General features: G+C 61.1%; 14 protein-coding genes, 4 pseudogenes and 1 other annotated feature. Of the genes and pseudogenes, 9 read left to right on the top strand and 9 right to left on the bottom strand.

Going from position 1 to position 16,199, the window contains the following annotated elements; genetic code table 11:
• Positions 1 to 228 precede the first annotated feature (228 nt).
• Positions 229 to 597, bottom strand: a pseudogene (locus B215_RS0116120) (integrase core domain-containing protein); the annotation flags it as partial.
• Here B215_RS0116120 and B215_RS0116115 point away from each other — a divergent pair.
• A complete protein-coding gene (locus B215_RS0116115; RefSeq protein ID WP_082664503.1) occupies positions 578 to 1,954 on the top strand; it encodes an IS30 family transposase in 1,377 nt (458 codons plus the stop codon). The pseudogene B215_RS0116120 and the gene B215_RS0116115 overlap by 20 nt on opposite strands.
• 34 nt (positions 1,955 to 1,988) lie before the next feature.
• Here B215_RS0116115 and B215_RS20305 read toward each other — a convergent pair.
• Positions 1,989 to 2,920 (bottom strand): annotated as a pseudogene (locus B215_RS20305) (IS3 family transposase); the annotation flags it as partial.
• Positions 2,523 to 2,639 (bottom strand) — a sequence feature (AL1L pseudoknot). (Overlaps the previous pseudogene by 117 nt.)
• A gap of 390 nt (positions 2,921 to 3,310) precedes the next feature.
• Between B215_RS20305 and B215_RS0116100 the strand changes: the two are divergent.
• Positions 3,311 to 4,132, top strand: a complete 822-nt coding sequence (locus B215_RS0116100; protein ID WP_019370675.1) for a phytanoyl-CoA dioxygenase family protein — start codon at positions 3,311 to 3,313, stop codon at positions 4,130 to 4,132.
• Between the two features lie 427 nt (positions 4,133 to 4,559).
• On the opposite strand, the gene B215_RS0116095 is transcribed toward B215_RS0116100, so the two are convergent.
• From B215_RS0116095 to B215_RS22160, 5 genes and pseudogenes are all read right to left on the bottom strand, one after another.
• Positions 4,560 to 4,946: a PIN domain-containing protein gene (locus tag B215_RS0116095; protein ID WP_019370674.1), complete on the bottom strand. Its 387-nt coding sequence runs from the start codon at positions 4,944 to 4,946 to the stop codon at positions 4,560 to 4,562.
• Complete coding sequence (locus B215_RS21025; protein ID WP_082664500.1) at positions 4,943 to 5,188, bottom strand: AbrB/MazE/SpoVT family DNA-binding domain-containing protein; 246 nt, start codon at positions 5,186 to 5,188, stop codon at positions 4,943 to 4,945. Before B215_RS21025 ends, B215_RS0116095 begins: the two co-directional genes overlap by 4 nt.
• Before the next feature lie 499 nt (positions 5,189 to 5,687).
• Positions 5,688 to 6,053 carry a response regulator gene (locus tag B215_RS21690; RefSeq protein WP_019370673.1) on the bottom strand — a complete coding sequence of 122 codons (366 nt, stop codon included), beginning with the start codon at positions 6,051 to 6,053 and terminating at the stop codon, positions 5,688 to 5,690.
• Positions 6,047 to 7,627 (bottom strand): PAS domain-containing hybrid sensor histidine kinase/response regulator, encoded by a 1,581-nt coding sequence (locus B215_RS20295; protein WP_237718469.1) that lies wholly within the window; start codon positions 7,625 to 7,627, stop codon positions 6,047 to 6,049. The genes B215_RS21690 and B215_RS20295 overlap by 7 nt, the downstream gene beginning before the upstream one ends.
• 63 nt (positions 7,628 to 7,690) lie before the next feature.
• Positions 7,691 to 7,900, bottom strand: a pseudogene (locus tag B215_RS22160) (PAS domain-containing protein); the annotation flags it as partial.
• 324 nt (positions 7,901 to 8,224) lie between these two features.
• On the opposite strand from B215_RS22160, the gene B215_RS21015 reads away from it, so the two are divergent.
• Entirely contained in the window at positions 8,225 to 9,355 is a 1,131-nt protein-coding gene (locus tag B215_RS21015) for a sensor histidine kinase (RefSeq protein ID WP_058805479.1), read from the top strand.
• An 85-nt stretch (positions 9,356 to 9,440) separates the two neighbouring features.
• Here the strand turns inward: B215_RS21015 and B215_RS0116075 are convergent, their stop codons facing one another.
• Positions 9,441 to 10,013 carry a recombinase family protein gene (locus B215_RS0116075; RefSeq protein ID WP_019370670.1) on the bottom strand — a complete coding sequence of 191 codons (573 nt, stop codon included), beginning with the start codon at positions 10,011 to 10,013 and terminating at the stop codon, positions 9,441 to 9,443.
• A 104-nt stretch (positions 10,014 to 10,117) separates the two neighbouring features.
• Between B215_RS0116075 and B215_RS0116070 the strand changes: the two genes are divergently transcribed.
• Entirely contained in the window at positions 10,118 to 11,536 is a 1,419-nt protein-coding gene (locus B215_RS0116070) for a Mu transposase C-terminal domain-containing protein (RefSeq protein WP_236704534.1), read from the top strand.
• A 5-nt stretch (positions 11,537 to 11,541) separates the two neighbouring features.
• Here the strand turns inward: B215_RS0116070 and B215_RS21010 are convergent.
• A protein-coding gene (locus tag B215_RS21010; RefSeq protein WP_152997926.1) for an IS5 family transposase occupies positions 11,542 to 12,301 on the bottom strand; the annotation gives its coding sequence in 2 pieces (ribosomal slippage) (positions 11,542 to 11,968 and positions 11,967 to 12,301; 762 coding nt in all).
• Between the two features lie 79 nt (positions 12,302 to 12,380).
• Here B215_RS21010 and B215_RS0116060 point away from each other — a divergent pair.
• The 5 genes and pseudogenes from B215_RS0116060 (at position 12,381) to B215_RS21435 (ending at position 16,183) form a co-directional block, all read left to right on the top strand.
• Positions 12,381 to 13,259 carry an AAA family ATPase gene (locus tag B215_RS0116060; RefSeq protein ID WP_019370667.1) on the top strand — a complete coding sequence of 293 codons (879 nt, stop codon included), beginning with the start codon at positions 12,381 to 12,383 and terminating at the stop codon, positions 13,257 to 13,259.
• Between the two features lie 134 nt (positions 13,260 to 13,393).
• A pseudogene (locus B215_RS20290) lies at positions 13,394 to 13,978 on the top strand (recombinase family protein).
• A gap of 204 nt (positions 13,979 to 14,182) precedes the next feature.
• Entirely contained in the window at positions 14,183 to 15,085 is a 903-nt protein-coding gene (locus B215_RS0116050; RefSeq protein WP_026009340.1) for a DUF1259 domain-containing protein, read from the top strand.
• 508 nt (positions 15,086 to 15,593) lie between these two features.
• Positions 15,594 to 15,941 carry a hypothetical protein gene (locus B215_RS21625; RefSeq protein ID WP_160327967.1) on the top strand — a complete coding sequence of 116 codons (348 nt, stop codon included), beginning with the start codon at positions 15,594 to 15,596 and terminating at the stop codon, positions 15,939 to 15,941.
• Positions 15,942 to 15,952: 11 nt separating this feature from the next.
• Entirely contained in the window at positions 15,953 to 16,183 is a 231-nt protein-coding gene (locus B215_RS21435; protein WP_152997927.1) for a hypothetical protein, read from the top strand.
• The last annotated feature ends 16 nt before the right edge of the window (positions 16,184 to 16,199 follow it).

Below are 16,199 nucleotides of genomic sequence, written 5' to 3'. Positions count from 1 at the left end.
CGGGAAAGTCTACCACGAAACAGCGTTTCTACACAGCCTCGGTCGCGAACGGCCGGTAAGCCATTCGTTCGGTCCGCAGAGAAGTCGGTCATCGCCCCTTCTTCCTTCGGGTTAGGCAAAAGCCGCTTGGTGTGGGCGGCGAATAGCATACATCTGGCTCCACAGGAGAGGTGATGTCTGATGCCTATGTGAACCGCACCGGGTCTGCCGGAGGCATTGGTTTGTGAGTCACGCTGCCATATCGATGTTGCCGGCGGCAGCATAATATTGTTCTTCGGCTTCGGCAGGCGGGATGTTGCCGATAGGCTCGAGCAGCCGCCGGTGGTTGAACCAGTCCACCCATTCGAGCGTGGCGTACTCGACGGCTTCGAAGGATCGCCAAGGCCCGCGCCTGTGGATCACCTCGGCCTTGTAAAGGCCATTGATAGTCTCGGCCAAAGCATTGTCGTAGCTGTCGCCGACGCTGCCGACGGAAGGTTCGATCCCGGCTTCAGCGAGGCGCTCGGTGTACTTGATAGATACATATTGGGCGGATTCAACCGGTCGTCGCAACACCAGCAAATTGGAGGTTGCGAATATGGCAGGTCGAAGAGCATCAGAGCGGTGCACCCGAGAGAAGCTGCATTCACCCGGGCGTCCATCTGCGTGGTTGCGTGAGCATCATTGTCGCTTCTGGGAGTTCATCGCCCGCGGGCGTTCGAGCGAGGAGGCTGCTGCGGATGCTGGCATCTCGACGCCGCTCGGGCCGCGCTGGTTTCGGAGTTCGGGAGGTATGCCGCCAACCCATCTGGCGCCTTCGGCGCCCGCGCCCAGCGGAAGATTTCTGACCTTTCGCGAGCGGGAAGAAATCGCCATCGAACTTGCCACAGGATCGGCAATCCGTGCGATCGCGCGCAAGCTGGGGCGCTCGCCCAGCACGATCTCGCGCGAAGTACGGCGCAACGCTGCCACGCGTGGCGGCAATCTGGAGTACCGTGCCAGCGTCGCGCAGTGGCACGCTGAACGCGCAGCTCGGCGCCCGCGTCCGAGCAAGCTGGCCAGAAACTCTGCTCTATGCGCTTATGTCGAGGAGCGTCTTGCTGGCCGGGTCACGAATGCGGATGGCATCGGCTTTGCCGGCCCTGAGGTGGTATGGAGGAAGCGGCGCGCCGTACTTCGACAGAATCGGCGCTGGTCGATTGCATGGAGCCCGGAGCAGATCGCCCATCGGCTTCGGATCGATTACCCAGAGGATCCCGCCATGCGCATCAGCCACGAGGCTATTTATCAGTCCCTGTACGTCCAGGGACGCGGTGCCCTGCGCCGGGAGCTGACGGCTTGCCTGCGTTCCGGCCGCGCTCTTCGCGTACCCCGCGAACGAACCCGCGGCCGTGGAAAATCCTTCGTGGGGGACGCCATCATGATCAGCGCGCGACCTCCGGAAGTGGAAGATCGTGCTGTTCCCGGACACTGGGAAGGGGATCTTATCTTGGGCCTGCATAGCTCGGCGATCGGCACCCTCGTCGAACGCAGTTCGCGATTTACAATGCTGCTGCACCTGCCGCGCGAGGAGGGATATCAGCGCGGGCAACGGATCAAGAACGGCCCGCCGCTTGCCGGGCATGGCGCCGAAGCCGTCCGCAAAGCCATCGCCGAATCCATGCGGGCGCTGCCAGAGAAACTCCGTCAGTCGCTAACGTGGGACCAAGGTGCCGAGATGGCCCAGCACGCAACGCTCCGGGTCGACAGCGGACTGGAAATCTACTTCTGCGATCCGCAAACCCCGTGGCAGCGTGGCTCCAATGAAAACACAAACGGACTGCTCCGCCAGTACTTCCCGAAGGGCACCGATCTCAGCCGGCACTCGATGCAGGAACTCGACGCGGTTGCTCACGCCATGAACACGCGCCCGCGCAAGACGCTCGGATGGAAGGCCCCCGCAGAAGTCCTCGACCAGTTCCTCACCCCGCAGTAGGGAGCTGGTGTTGCGACGACCGGTTGAATCCGCCCTGGCTGCCGCGGTCGCTGTGGTGGATGAGGCCGCCCCGATGAACCGGCTGCCGCTCGTGGATAGCCTGCTCCAGAGCGTCCAGCACGAAGCCGGCATGGGCTGCCCGGCTGACCCGCCAGCCCACAATGTAGCGGGCGTAGACGTCAATCACGAACGCGACATAGACGAACCCCGCCCAGGTCGCGACGTAAGTGAAATCCGAGACCCACAGCATATTCGGCGCTGGTGCATGGAACTGTCGGTTAACCCGGTCGAGCGCGCACGGCGCCGTCTTGTCGCTGACCGTGGTGCGCACCGGCTTGCCCCGGACTACGCCTTGGAGGTCGAGATCGCGCATCAGCCGCGCGACCGTGCATCGGGCAATGTCGAACCCTTCGCGTCGCATCTGCCGCCACACCTTGCGAACACCATAGACGCCGAAATTCTCGGCGAAGACCCGCACGATCTCCGGCTTCAGCGCCTGGTCTCGTCGCGCACGAACGGACAGCCGCGACGGGTCGCGGCGTTTGGCATCCTGGTCATGATAGGTGGATGGGGCGATCGGCAAAACCCGGCAGATCGGCTCGACCCCATACTCCCCACGATACTCGTCGATGAAGGCGATCATCGTCTGAACGGGCGGTCGAGCTCCGCCTGGGCAAAATAAGCCGATGCCTTGCGCAGGATTTCGTTGGCCTGCCGCAGTTCACGGTTCTCGCGTTCCAGCGCCTTCAGCCGGTCAGCAAGGTCGGTCGGGACCCCGGCACGCTTGCCGCTGTCAACCTCGGCCTTCTTCACCCACTCGTTCAGCGTGTGCGCCGAACAGCCGATCTTCTCGGCGATGGATACCAATGCTGCCCAGCGAGACGGATGCTCGCCCTCGTGATCCTGCACCAGCCGAACTGCGCGGGCGCGTACCTCCGGTGCAAACTTGTTCGTCGTCTTGCTCATCGTAGACCCTTCCTCTCAGGAATTGGGGCCTCCGGCAAACCCGGTGCGGTTCAATTGCGATATTGTTCGATGGCGTAACATGCATCATAAACGGTGAAAATTCGTCTGGAGCGATAGTCCGCTTTTGGGCTAATTTTTTTGATCGCCTGAACGCCGACTAGTAGGGCGCTTAGCGGTCGGCGCCGCGAACTCGAGACCGAGCGTCCGCCAACGACCCCGTAGCTGACGTATGGAGCGGTTTTCCGGTTTCCTGGAATCGGCCATTCATGTTGCCTCAACGGCACATTGCAGTATGTTGAGCCTATGAAGTTCATCACTCTCAATCGCGCGTCCGCCTTCCCGCTGATCTAAGCGGGCCGGTTTCGGCTCACCCGGCGGCTTTTCCGCCCGATGACCCACGCCTTTTTGAGAGACTTTATGCGAGACCAAACAGCTCCTGCGCTCAGCGCAGATGACGTCGCCTCGTTCGTGCGCGACGGCTTCGTCCGTATCGATGCGGCATTCAGCGAACATACCGCTGAGCAGGCCCGCGCTATCCTGTGGAAAGCCACCGGCTGCGATCCCGATGATCGTGCATCGTGGACCCGCCCGGTCATTCGCCTGGACCAGTTCAGCCAAGCTCCGTTTCAGGAGGCAGCGAACACGCCGAAGCTCTGCGCGGCATTTGATCAGCTGGTCGGTGCTGGGCGCTGGTATCCGCGCGACAGGCTGGGAACCTTTCCAGTCCGCTTCCCCTCCGAAGAGGCCGCCGGGGACGATGGTTGGCACATCGATGTGAGTTTTGGCTACGAACACCCGGACTTTATGGAGTGGCGCGCTAATGTCAGCAGCAAGGGACGAGCCTTGCTGATGCTGTTCCTGTTTTCGGAGGTCGGTGTCGATGATGCACCGACCCGCCTTCGTGTCGGCTCGCATGCCGATGTCGCAAGGCAACTCGCCCCCGCAGGGGAGGCTGGCTTGACGCTTCGCGAGCTTGCCGCTGACGGGTTTGCCAGCTCGGCGCACCGGCGAGAGGCTTTGGCTCTGGGCAAGGCTGGCACGGTGTATTTGTGCCACCCCTTTCTTGTGCACGCCGCGCAACGGCACCGTGGAACAGGGCCGCGGTTCATGGCTCAACCGCCTTTGTTGCCGCGCGAGCCAATCTCCCTGTGTCGTAGGGACGGAGACTATTCTCCCGTCGAACAAGCAATTTTGAACGCCATCTCGCCCTGATAGGGAGAATTGATCGGCCCGTCCGCTTCCTGCCTTTGCATGCTTGAAGCAGACGGGCCGAAAGCCACCCAATACCGAACGTAGGTCCCGCGCCTTGGGCGAGCGGCGGCTTTCGTGATCGGCAACGGGCAGCCTGAATGACCGCAATGGGGCGCCAAGCTGCCAAGCGGCTTTATGCCGACGAAGAGGCAGGTTCTGGCGAGAGCTGCCGTTAGACACGTTATGCGAGAACGGCAGGAATGTCCCAAGCCTCGCCATCCCACCCTTCGCCGTCGGAGATAAGCCAACGCAGGTCCGGGCTCTACGATTGCGACGCTGAACGACTGGAATTGGGGCATAGCCAGCGAACCAAACCCCTACCCTCAGACCCGTCAACCGCTCACCCCAGGAAACGAGGCGCCCTCCCCTGCCCTCGGGCTCGCTGCGATCAGCGGATGGCGATCACCTTGACGTCTACGGCTTCCGCGATCTTCTTCCAGTTCTGATCACTTGTCCAGGCAGGCAGACCATCCCGCTTTGCGAGCGCAAGACAGAAGCGATCACCCAAGCTCAAGCCCGCTTCGGCCGTATGCGCCCGAAGTCTGCCCGCTATTTGAGCGAGCGCCTTGTCTGCGGGAACGATAGTCATCGGGAGCGGACCAAGCATGGCGTCAACCTGGCGCTCTGGCATGCCGGCATGAACAAAGTGCGTGACGACCTCGGCATAGTTCACGCTGCTCACCCGCGCCTCCGCGATAGCGGACGCCACCTTGGCAGCGCCACGTTCGCCTCTGAGCATGGCGATTATGGCGCTTGCGTCGAGTATAATGCTCATTCTCCGCTTTCCTCCCGGCGACGGGCCAAGAACGCTTCCACAGATGCGTCTGGATTGTCACCGGTGTACTGCTTGGCCAATGCTTGAGCTCGAGCAACGGCCTGAGAAGCGGTGCGCAGCACAACGCCATCTTCAGTTTCATCCAGATACACCGCACCACCACTCATAAGCCCCAAGCGCTTGCGGATGTCAGCTGGCAGGCTCATGCGACCATTAGCAGTGATGTTAATCTGCACTGTCATGGGACAACTCGAGACGTGTGGATCATGTGGCGATCCATTTAGCTATTCTCTCAAGACAGTGCAACGAGACCTCGATGAGGCCCGAAGGCCCTCAACCGGCAAAGCGGCCGCGATGTGTCAAACGCTTGGAGAGACTCCTCACCCTCTGGCGGTTGACATCCTCGTAACAGCGCTCCCCTCCTATTTGATTCTGCTCCCTGTCGGGAAACACATGTTTGTCGACACCCTGAGCGACAAACCTATTTCCGCATGTAACCGCTCACGGTAGGTGGCGGCGATCTCATCGCGCTATTTGGCGGGAACGCCTGCATCCGTTCTTACAGACGATGGTGGTTTGAGACGATGTTTTCGCCCAGGCAGGCGCGTTGATGCGGAATAAGCTTTGTATCATCAAACGTAACCTCGGAGCGGAATTCGAACGAGCTTGCCGGCGGCTCGGATAATAGTGGTGGCCGCACCGCATGCTTCCCATCATTTCGAGGGCGGCGATGCTTTAGGGTTAAGCGCCGCAACCTTCACGCACCGATTTGATCGCGGCAACCAGCATGGCACCGCTAAAGGGCTTGTGGAGAAGGAACGTGCAGCGATCGCTGTCAAACTTCGCTGCTATCGCTTCCATATCGCCGTCTCCCGCGAGAACCAGGGGAAGATCGGCATGAAGCGCCCGGAGCTCCGACGCCAGAGCATCCCCGGCACGATCGGCCAGACGACCGCCGATGACGACGGCGTCGTACCGTCCCTGTGCCGCACGGACCTTGCCTAGCGCTTCGGCAGCGTTGGCGGCCTCCTCGACTCCGTAGCTCGCAATCGTCAGTGCTTCGGCGGCTAGCAGGCGTACGGTGGCATCGGTCTCCACGATCAACACCGGCGGCTCTTCCCCGTGTCGAGCACGTCCCGGATTTTCTGTGCGAGGGCGCTGACCGTGAACGGCTTGGCGATCATCTCAACCCCCGCGTCGAGCCGCCCGCCATGAACGATCGCGTTGCGCGTGTATCCCGAGGTGTAGAGGACCTTCAGCTGCGGCTGCGCCTTACGCGCGAGGTCGGCGAGTTCCTTGCCTGACATGACCGGCATGACCACGTCGGTGAATAGCAGATCCACGCTTGCGCCATGCCGTTCGAGGAGACGGAGCGCCGCAGGCCCGTCATGTGCCTCGATCACGCGGTAGCCGAGGTCGCGCAGGCAATCGACCGAGTAGGAACGGACGTCATCATCATCCTCCACGACGAGGATGCATTCCTGTTCCGGGCTGACCTCCAGCTCAGAGATGATCTCGTGCCCCTCCTCACGCTCGACGCTCATCAGGCGGGGCAGATATATCTTGATCGTCGTCCCCTGCCCCTCCTCGGAGTAGACCTTCACGTGCCCCCCGGACTGTTTGACGAAGCCATAGACCATCGACAATCCCAGGCCGGTGCCCTTGCCGACTTCTTTCGTCGTGAAGAACGGTTCGAAAGCACGCGCGATCGTCTCGCGGTCCATGCCACGACCGGTGTCCGACACGGAGATTACGACATACTGGCCCGGCGCGACTTCGGCGTGCGCCGCTGAGTATTCCTCATCAAGACGAGCGTTGGCCGTCTCGATCGTGAGCGTGCCGCCGTCAGGCATGGCGTCTCGGGCGTTCACGGCCAGGTTGAGGATGGCGCTCTCGAGCTGCGGGGGATCGGCTTCGACGCGCCATAACCCCGGGCTCGTCACCACCTCGAGCTGCACCATCTCCCCGAGCGCGCGGTTCAGCATGTCGGACATGCCGCTGACCAGCTTGTCCACGTCGAGCGGCTTCGGAGCAAGCGGCTGCCGGCGCGAAAAGGCAAGCAGTCGCTGCGTCAGCGACGCTGCGCGCTCCGCACCCTTCATGGCGTTGTCAAGCGCGCGCCGCGCGCGCGTGTCCGATACACCGGCGGACTCCAGCGCACGCCCAGCCATATCGATGTTGCCGGTCACCACGGTCAGAAGGTTGTTGAAATCATGCGCGATGCCGCCGGTGAGCTGGCCGACCGCCTCCATCTTCTGCGCCTGACGCAGCGCCTCCTCGGCCTCGCCGCGGCGGGCCATCTCCTCTTTCACCCGCTGTTCGAGCGTGCTGTTGATGTCCTTCAGCATCTGCTCGGTCCGCTTGCGCTCGGTGATGTCGAGGGCCGTGCCGATGACACGGCGACAACGGCCCGTCTCGTCGAAGACGCCCCGTCCCTTCGCTGCCACCCAGCGGACGACTCCGTCCTCCTTGCCGATGGTGCGATACTCAACGTCGTACAGCGCACGTGCGTCGGGATCGAGCGCGGCGGCAAAGGCGGACGAGGTCTGCTCTAAATCGTCGGGATGGAGACCCGCATAATAATCCGCCATCGAGCAGGGTACGTCGGGTGAGATGCCGAACATCGCCTTGACGCGCGGCGGCCAGAACAGCGTGTCGGTTTCCATGTCGAGGTCCCACAGCCCGATCTCTGCCGCCTCGGTGGCAAGCCTGAGCTGTTCCTCACTGCGGTGCAGACGTTCCTCGGCCTCGCGGCGTTCATCGATGTCGATGACCGAGCCGACATAGCCCAGGTACTCGCCGGCTTCGCCGAACCGGGGGCTGGCGGCATCAATGGCCCAGCGGTATGTTCCGGATGAATGACGAAGCCGGTATTCGACCCTGAACGGCTCCCGCGCCGCGTTGGCTGAGACGAAGGCTGCTTCCGCGAAGGCACGATCGTCGGGATGGGCGGCGTCAAGCCAACCGAACCCTTCGGCCTACCTCCTCTGCGCGCCCTGCTGTAAGGGCGCTTGTATGACTGAATAGAGGGAGAAGTTGATAGATCGTTTCACCAAGGGCTTAGTACCCACAATACAGTTCGGTTTTTTGGTAAATGTGCCGCTAGCACATTACAGGCAACTAGTTTGCAAACTAGCAGCTTTCTGCGCTAAGCTCATGATTGTAGGATTGAAGGGATCCAGCGTTTTGCGCGGGCTTCGGCTCAGCAAGTGGTCAACATTTCAAACGGGACACTCGGACGTGAGTGCTTGATCGCGTAAATGTGTCGAGGGGGGCATATGAACGGTGAGACTTTTGATTCGTGGCAAGCCGAAATGGCGACGCTCGAGCGAGGCGTGCTGGAGCTGAGCGGTGCTGATGCCAAAGCAGCCTTACTGGAGTTGCTCAAAAGAGATAGCGTTCGCCGACGACAAACCGAGGCGGAGCTGGCGTACGCGCAAGAGTGGATTCAGCTGGCTCAGGAGGTTGGCGGAGTCTCAGCCTACTCATTCGATTTTGAGCGGCAGGAGCTAAGTTGGTCTCCTTCGACCTATGCGTTGTATGGTTGGTCACCTGACAGGCCTGCAACGGTCGATAACTGGCTTGCCTCAATTCATCCAGATGATTTGAGCGAGGTTCAGGAAGTTGCCGCTCGTGCGCTGGAACACGGCACGCTGGTCGACCATGAGTTCAGGATCGTCCGTGATGATGGCACCGTTCGGTGGATCCACGATCGCGCACGAGTGGTCCTGGACGGCAGCAATCGAGCCACCCGCCTCGTGGGGCTTAACATCGACATCACCGAGATGAAGCTGGCCCAAGCGACGACAGAAAGTGTCGCAAAGGAGAGTAGTCACCGCCTTAAAAATCTGCTTTCCGTTCTGCAAGGACTGGTCAAAGCCTCCCTTACCGGTAAAGTCGATCTGGGCATCATAGATGATATCATTGAGAGGATTGTGGCACTCGGCCGGTCGCAAGATATTTTTTTACAGAAGGCAAGCGAGCCTATTGCAATAAGCGAATTGATATTGTCTCAGGTGCATCCGGTTGTGGGAGATGCAGTAAAACAATTGAGCGTAGATGGGCCGCCCGTACTTGTTGATACCGCCGCCGCCCAATCCTTAGGGATGGCGCTTTATGAGTTGGCAACAAACGCATGCAAACACGGAGCACTTCATTCGGGTGCGGGCCATGTTTCGATCGCTTGGTACGTCGATGATGACGCCTTCTCGCTCCATTGGTCCGAGCACCAACAAGAATTCTCCGCCCCAGTAGGCGAGCATTCGGGTTTCGGAACATTGATCACAGGAGGCCTGCTGGAACGTGCCCTTCGCGGCAAGGTGACCCGAACCTATGATCATACCGGGCTAAAGTGGTCCATTGACGTGCATGATATCCGCCGCATCATCGCACAGATGCCAAGCTCTTGATGTTCCGGCGATAGGTGACGAAGTGCCTGGCTCTCAGCACCCTCGCATCATTGCTGACTGTCCGCCTGTAAGCGACTGCCGCAGTTCACGCTGCCCTCTCAGCCGCTTCGTCCGCCCGGACATAAGCGTATAGCGTCGGCTTGGAGATGCCGAGCATCGTGCAGATTTTGGCAATCGGCAGTTGGTTCTCGTGATATAGCCTTACGGCCAGATCTCGTTTGTCCTTGCTGAGTGCGGTCGGTCTCCCTCCCTTTTTGCCGCGTGACCGTGCCGCTGCCAGTCCAGCCTGAGTACGCTCGCGAATCAGGTTGCGTTCGAACTCGGCGAGCGCGCCGAACAGGTGAAAGGTGAGCTTGCCTGCCGTGGTGGTGGTATCAATCGCCTCGTGGAGACTGAGTAGGCCGACCTCCTCCTCCTCAAGGTAGGTCATCCACCCGATCAGGTCACGCAACGATCGGCCGAGCCGATCGAGCCGCCATACCACGAGCGTGTCGCCAGCGCGGAGTTGCTCCCTCAGCTTTTCCAGGCCCGGGCGGGCGGCGGTTGCGCCGGATGCCTTGTCCGTGATGATCCTCTCGCAACCCGCGGCGGTCAAAGCGTCGCATTGAAGATCGAGGTTTTGTTCAGCTGTGGAGACACGCGCGTACCCAATCCTCATGCGAGAACCCCGTGCAAAGGCGAGGAGGAGGTATTTGGCAAAAAAGTCGTCATACCGTGGATTATGTTGCCTTAGTTTTCTTTACCGGGTAGGTTTACCTGGAATTGTCCGGTTTCGCAATTCCAGCTGATTGGCAGCGCCATGGGCAAACAATTCTCCGTTTTCCTACCTTTTCGGTTGAGGCTGCTGCGGTGAGGCATCCGGCGCTCGCTCCACCGCTGGCAGTCGAACGCTACCGGACATTGGAGCCGCACCTGATCGATGGCGTTACGCTCGCGGACCTGGCGCGTGCCGGCGTCGCTAGCGAGCGGACGCTGCAGCGATGGCTTCAACGCTACCGTGTCGAAGGTCTAAGCGGCCTTGGCCGCTCGTCTCGCAGCGATCAGGGCAAGGTCCATGTGCCCGACCACCTACTGGCCGTCGTGCGCGAGCTGGCGACCAAGCGGCCGCGGCCGCCGGTCAGCGCCATCCATCGTAAGGTGGCGGCGCTTGCCGTTGCTGAAGGGGGGCGGGCACCCAGCTACTCGTCTATCTGCCGCATTGTGGGCAGCGTGCCGGAAAGGCGGATCGCCGCCGCGACCGATCCCGCCGCCTACCGCGACCATCATGAACTGGTGCACCGTCGGGAAGCCTCGGCTTCCAACGAAATGTGGCAGGCCGATCATACCGTGCTCGACATTCTAGTACTGGACGATGCTGGGAAGCCAGTCCGACCGTGGTTGAGCGTCGTGCTGGACGATCATAGCCGCGCCATTGCGGGGTATTTCATCAGCCTAGATGCGCCGAGCGCGCTCGATACCGCGCTTGCGCTTCGCCATGCCATCTGGCGCAAGGCCGATCCCGATTGGATCGTCAGCGGGATCCCGGAGCAGCTCTACGTCGATAACGGCGCGGATTTCGTATCCGAGCATGTCGAACAGGCATGCATGGCGCTGAAGATACGCCTGACCCATTCCCTGCCGGGGCGCCCTCGTGGCCGCGGCAAAATCGAGCGGCTGTTCCGCACCATCAATGATATGTTCCTGCCCGACCTCCCCGGGCATCTCATCCGCGCCAAGCCGTTGTCGCCACCAACCCTCTCGTTGGGCGATCTGCGCGCCCGCTTCGAGGCATTCGTATGCGGCGTCTATCACCAGCGCCTTCACGGCAGCACAGGCGAAGCGCCGGTTGCCCGCTGGCAGAAGGGCGGCTTTCTGCCGGCTATGCCTGACAGCCTCGACCAGCTCGACATGCTACTTGTACACGTTCCGAAGCTTCGCAAGGTACTGCGCGACGGTATTCGCCTGCTAGGCCGTCGCTATGTTGAACCGACCTTAGCTGCCTTCGTCGGCGAGATGGTCACGGTACTCTATGACCCTCGCGATTTGACCGAGGTGCATGTCTATCACGAGGGCTGGTTCGTCTGCCGAGCCCTCAGCCCTGAGCATTTGGCCGCTCCGTCCCTGCGCGACATCCAGCGAGCGCGCCGTGACGCTAAAAATCGCGACCTGGATCAACCCACGACGATGGAGGCTAGGGCGTAGACTCATTACGCTGCACACCAGATGCGTGCGCATATGAGTTTGACTGCGGCGAGGTAGTTTTCGGGGCACTTGTCATAGCGAGTGGCGATGCCCCGGAAGTGTTTGATACGGTTGAAGAAGCGCTCGACGAGGTTGCGCTGCCGATAAAGCCAGCCCGAGAAGGCGAAGCGTTTCTTGCGGTTGGACCGCGCTGGGATGTTGGCCCAAGCATTCCTGGCGGCGGCAGCTTCACGGATGGCGTTACTGTCGTATCCCTTGTCACCGAGCAGGGTTGCGCCCTCCGGCATGGCCTCGAGCAGGGCCTCGGCTTCCTGACTGTCGTGGACCTGGCCGCCGGTCAGCCGCAGAGCGACGGGACGACCGTCAGCGTCAACGAGCGCATGGATCTTGCTCGTGAGGCCACCTCGGGAACGTCCCATGCCGCGATCTGCCCCCCCCCTTTTTACCCGTCGCACCGTGCTGGTGGACGCGGACACACGTGGAGTCGATCATGACGATCTCGCCTTCAAAGGCGGCGGAAACTGCGGCTAGCAGCCGGTCCCATACCCCGGCTTTGCGCCAGCGGACGAACCGGTTGTAGCAGGTGGTCGAGGGGCCGTAGCGATCGGGTATCTCGGCCCACGGCGAGCCAGTGCGGAACCGCCAGAGAATGCCGTTCAGGACCCGTCGATCATCCACCCGGGGAACGCCGCGTGGCTTGTTGGGCAGAAGCGGCTCGATAATCGACCATTCCCCGTCCGTCAGTTCGTATCGCCATCGCGCCATCAAGCCTCCATCGCAATGGAGAGCCTGAATCACGCAGACCCGAAAACCTCAAGGCCGTTTATGAGTTTACGGCCTAGCGATGGCGACCAAGCGAGTCCGGCTCCCCGGCCCACCGCCGTCCGCGGGCTCCGGCTCTACGCTGCTGACGATTGAGTTTCCGGTCGAGCAGCCCTTCTTGCCGACGCGAGAGCATGCTCGGTTCGTGGAGTTCGCCGAGGCGTGCGCCCATTATCGCTACATAGGCGTATGCCACGGCCGCCCCGGCGTCGGCAAAACACGATCCGCTCGCGAATTCGCCAAGTTTCCTGATCTAACGGGTTATGGCGCCATGGACCCCATTGGTCCGGCGCTGGCCCATCAGATCGCGCAGTGCCGCGCCGTGTTCTACACCGTCGCTATCAGCAACACGCCCAAATCGATCGATCTCCTGCTGGGCAACGGCGTCTTGAAAATCGGCTTTGCCCGGATGACGGTCGCGACCGGATCGTATGAAGGCGCTACCTATGAAAAAGCGCGACTCGCTTGCCCGCTCGTCATCGTCGACGAAGCCGATCGTCTGACCATCAAATCGCTCGAACACCTCCGCGATATGGCTGATCGACACGGTTTTGGCCTGATTCTGATGGGCATGCCCGGACTCGAAAAGCGGCTCGCGCGCTACGCCCAACTTTACTCTCGCATTGGCTTCGTTCACGAGTTCAAGCCGCTTACGGAGACGGAAATGCGCCTCCTACTGGCAACGCATGCCGCCGACTTCGCCATCACCTTCGATCCCACGGATCTCGACGCGATCGAGGCGCAAGCCGCGGTGATCCGGATCACCCGGGGCAACTTCCGACTGATGGAGCGCATCTTCGCTCAAATGCGACGCATCATGACGCTCAATCATGTCGAGGCGGTCAACACCGAAATCGTTCAAGCCGCCCGCGACTGCCTCGTCATCGGATCGGGCAACTGACATATATCTCGATCAGAATGCCGCCAGATAGCGTGCTCATTCACATCCGCAATCGCCCTGTCTCTGAAAGTGATCGACAAACCCTGTCGCTTTGGCGCAGTGTGCGAAAAGCTAATTTTGGAGGTTTGTCGTACATGCAGGTTGGATACATGCGAGTGTCATCCGCCGATGATCGTCAATCGGTGGATCTGCAGCGCGACGCGCTGATCGCAGCAGGTGTCGATCCGCGGCACATTCATACCGATAAGGCTTCCGGCGCGCGGGACGATCGCCCAGGCCTCAAAGCCTGCCTCAGCTAAATGGCGGGAGGTGACACACTGGTGGTTTGGAAGCTTGACCGCCTAGGGCGCTCTTTGCCCCACCTCCTCTCGATCATAGCGGACCTGAAAGAGCGGGGTATCGCATTCCGCTCGCTTACCGAGCAGATGGACACGACCACCCCCCACGGCGAGCTGCTGTTCTCCCTTTTCGGTGCCTTGGCACAGTACGAGCGAGCTTTGACACGTGAGCGAGTAATGGCCGGCCTCGCCGCGGCAAAGCGCCGAGGACGCAAGGGTGGAAGGCCGCCAACGATCGATGCGGAAAAGATGGAAGCGATTATCCAAGCACTGGCATCCGGCACAAGCAAAGCGGCGGTATGCCGAAATTTCGGCATCGCTCGATCTACCCTCGTGGGCACCCTTGCTCGTACCGGGTGGACGGGTCCTTCAGACGCTTAGCCGCGTCCGCTCACGGGTAAGAAGCTGCCGGTCCGCTGCTGCCCCACTTCCCGTCTATCGCCGCGATCCGGTGTCCCTCTGATAGCTGTCGTTCTCTAACGATAGCATCAGCTGATCGCCACATATCACATGGATGATTGCTTTCGACGCTTCCAGGAGCGCAAAGCATAGCCATGCCCCATTGCTGATGATTGGAGAGGGACGATGAGGAAATCCATTTTGGCCGGCGTTTTCGCGGCCGTTCTCGCCGCACCTGCCTGGGCGGCACCCGACTGGAGCAAGGTCGATGCTGCGCTTGGGCGCCCCGGCACCGAGCAGGCGGGGGGTGTTCATCGCTACGGCTTCCCGCGCTCCGATCTCCGTGTCTCGCTCGATGGTGTCGCGATTAAGCCTGTCCTGGCACTCGGCTCCTGGGCGGCGTTCCAGCCTTTGGGCGACGACGTTATGGTGATGGGCGACCTCGTGCTGACGCACGAGGAAGTGAATCCCGTGATGAGCCGGCTGCTAGCTGGCGGCTTCACGGTCACCGCGCTCCACAACCATCTGCTGCGCTCCTCGCCCGCCACCATGTACCTGCACATCGCTGGGCATGGCGACCCGGTAAAACTCGCGACCGCCTTGCGTGCCGCATTGGCCGAAAGCCGGACGCCGCTCGCCGGGCCTTCCCGGGATTCGCAACCGCCGTCGGCGGGCGCAGGCAGCTCGCCGCCTCTCGATATTGACGCTGCCGCGCTTGACCGCCTGATGGGCGCAAAGGGCAAAGCCAATGGCGGGGTTCTCCAATACAGCTTCCCGCGTGCGGAAAGGCTCACCGACCAGGGTATGGAGACTCCGCCTTCAATGGGCACAGCCACGGCAATCAACTTCCAGCCCACCGGGTCAGGCCGCGCTGCGATTACCGGCGATTTCGTGCTGGTCGCGAGTGAGGTCGACCCGGTGATGCGCGCACTTCGCGCGAGTGGCATCGAGGTGACTGCGCTCCACAATCACATGCTCGATGACCAGCCGCGACTTTTCTTCATGCATTTCTGGGCAAACCAGGATGCTGCGAAGCTCGCGAAGGGGCTTCGCTCGGCGCTCGACAAGATGAAGCTTCAGGCGAGCTGATTTAGAGGGGGGTGCTGTGGGCAAAGCTGAGGCCTTGGCCATGGCACTCGATATGGCACTAGCAGCAGCTTCGACGGCATCAATCAACACATGCAGAGTGGCGAACCGCGATGGCAGGGGACGCTACGGTCCTTCAGCATAGACGGCAGCGATCATTTTCTACCTGCGGTAAGCGGTCAGGCTGCTCACCACCCACTCTCGGCCGGCAGGTGGAGCAATCCCCGCAAAAGCCGCCGCTGGCGCCGTGGCGCCCTCATATGGGGCGATGTACAAACAGGTGTTTCGAACAGACTGGGACGTGGACGGCTCCTCAGAGGCGCTGGCTGAAGGGAAGCGTCCGATAAATGGCATTCGAGGAAAAACGGCTTGTCCGTTCACACCCAGAATACGTCACGCTTTTGCAGCGTTGGACCGCTACCCGAACGCCTAGGTTCTCCGCTGGGCTTTGGGGCACGAGCTGGGCGGGCGATCAGACCACCAGGACTGCTAACGAAACGGAGTTTGCGACATGATCTCGATAGTAGTTGCCGTGGCCTTGCAGACAGCAGCGGTGAATCAGGTAACCATCGAACAGGTCCAAAGTGACCCTCAGCTTTTTCTTGGAAAGAAGATCAAGCTATGCGGCGAGGTCGCTCCTGATAGAAGTACACTCTATTCAGATACATATCAGCGGATTCATGGCAGAGTTGGAGTGAAACTGCTAGGTGCAACGTCCCGCGGGCGAGGCAAATGCCTGATTGGTCGGCTCACCCGCGCCGATGGCCAACAGCCGAAGGCTGGTGACAGCATTGTCGTAAGCGATTCCGCACTTCCCGACGAATACGTGTTTGTCGTGGAGGAGAGGCCCCGGTCCTAAGCGGCAGTTACTTGACCGATGATTTTCATCAAAGCGGACAGACGGCTCACCATCACCTTCTGCCGATGAAGCGGGTGAACTGTTTGAAGGCAGTCGGCGACCCCCCACCCCTCTCCGCAGGACGGATGTACGACAAACAGGTGGTTTACGACTGCGTCGTCGAAGCGGGGGCTCTGAGAGCTCTTACCGAGGTGATCGAGGCTCCACTCGCAATCGGTAAGCGTCCGACCAAGGCCGTCTGAGGGAAAGCGGCATGTC

Origin of the sequence: Sphingomonas sp. ATCC 31555 (assembly GCF_000282895.1) — a bacterium.
Taxonomy (GTDB): Bacteria; Pseudomonadota; Alphaproteobacteria; order Sphingomonadales; family Sphingomonadaceae; genus Sphingomonas.
The sequence above is the reverse complement of the archived record's forward strand: the minus strand, read 5'-3'. Positions and strand labels throughout refer to the sequence as shown.

Bases quoted from the DNA above. Each gene is read 5' to 3' on its own strand.
- B215_RS0116100 (WP_019370675.1), top strand. From the start codon at position 3,311: ATGACCCACGCCTTTTTGAGAGACTTTATGCGAGACCAAACAGCTCCT.
- B215_RS0116050 (WP_026009340.1), top strand. From the start codon at position 14,183: ATGAGGAAATCCATTTTGGCCGGCGTTTTCGCGGCCGTTCTCGCCGCA.
- B215_RS0116060 (WP_019370667.1), top strand. From the start codon at position 12,381: ATGGCGACCAAGCGAGTCCGGCTCCCCGGCCCACCGCCGTCCGCGGGC.
- B215_RS21015 (WP_058805479.1), top strand. From the start codon at position 8,225: ATGAACGGTGAGACTTTTGATTCGTGGCAAGCCGAAATGGCGACGCTC.
- B215_RS0116115 (WP_082664503.1), top strand. From the start codon at position 578: ATGGCAGGTCGAAGAGCATCAGAGCGGTGCACCCGAGAGAAGCTGCAT.
- B215_RS21025 (WP_082664500.1), bottom strand. From the start codon at position 5,188: ATGACAGTGCAGATTAACATCACTGCTAATGGTCGCATGAGCCTGCCA.
- B215_RS0116095 (WP_019370674.1), bottom strand. From the start codon at position 4,946: ATGAGCATTATACTCGACGCAAGCGCCATAATCGCCATGCTCAGAGGC.
- B215_RS21625 (WP_160327967.1), top strand. From the start codon at position 15,594: ATGATCTCGATAGTAGTTGCCGTGGCCTTGCAGACAGCAGCGGTGAAT.
- B215_RS0116075 (WP_019370670.1), bottom strand. From the start codon at position 10,013: ATGAGGATTGGGTACGCGCGTGTCTCCACAGCTGAACAAAACCTCGAT.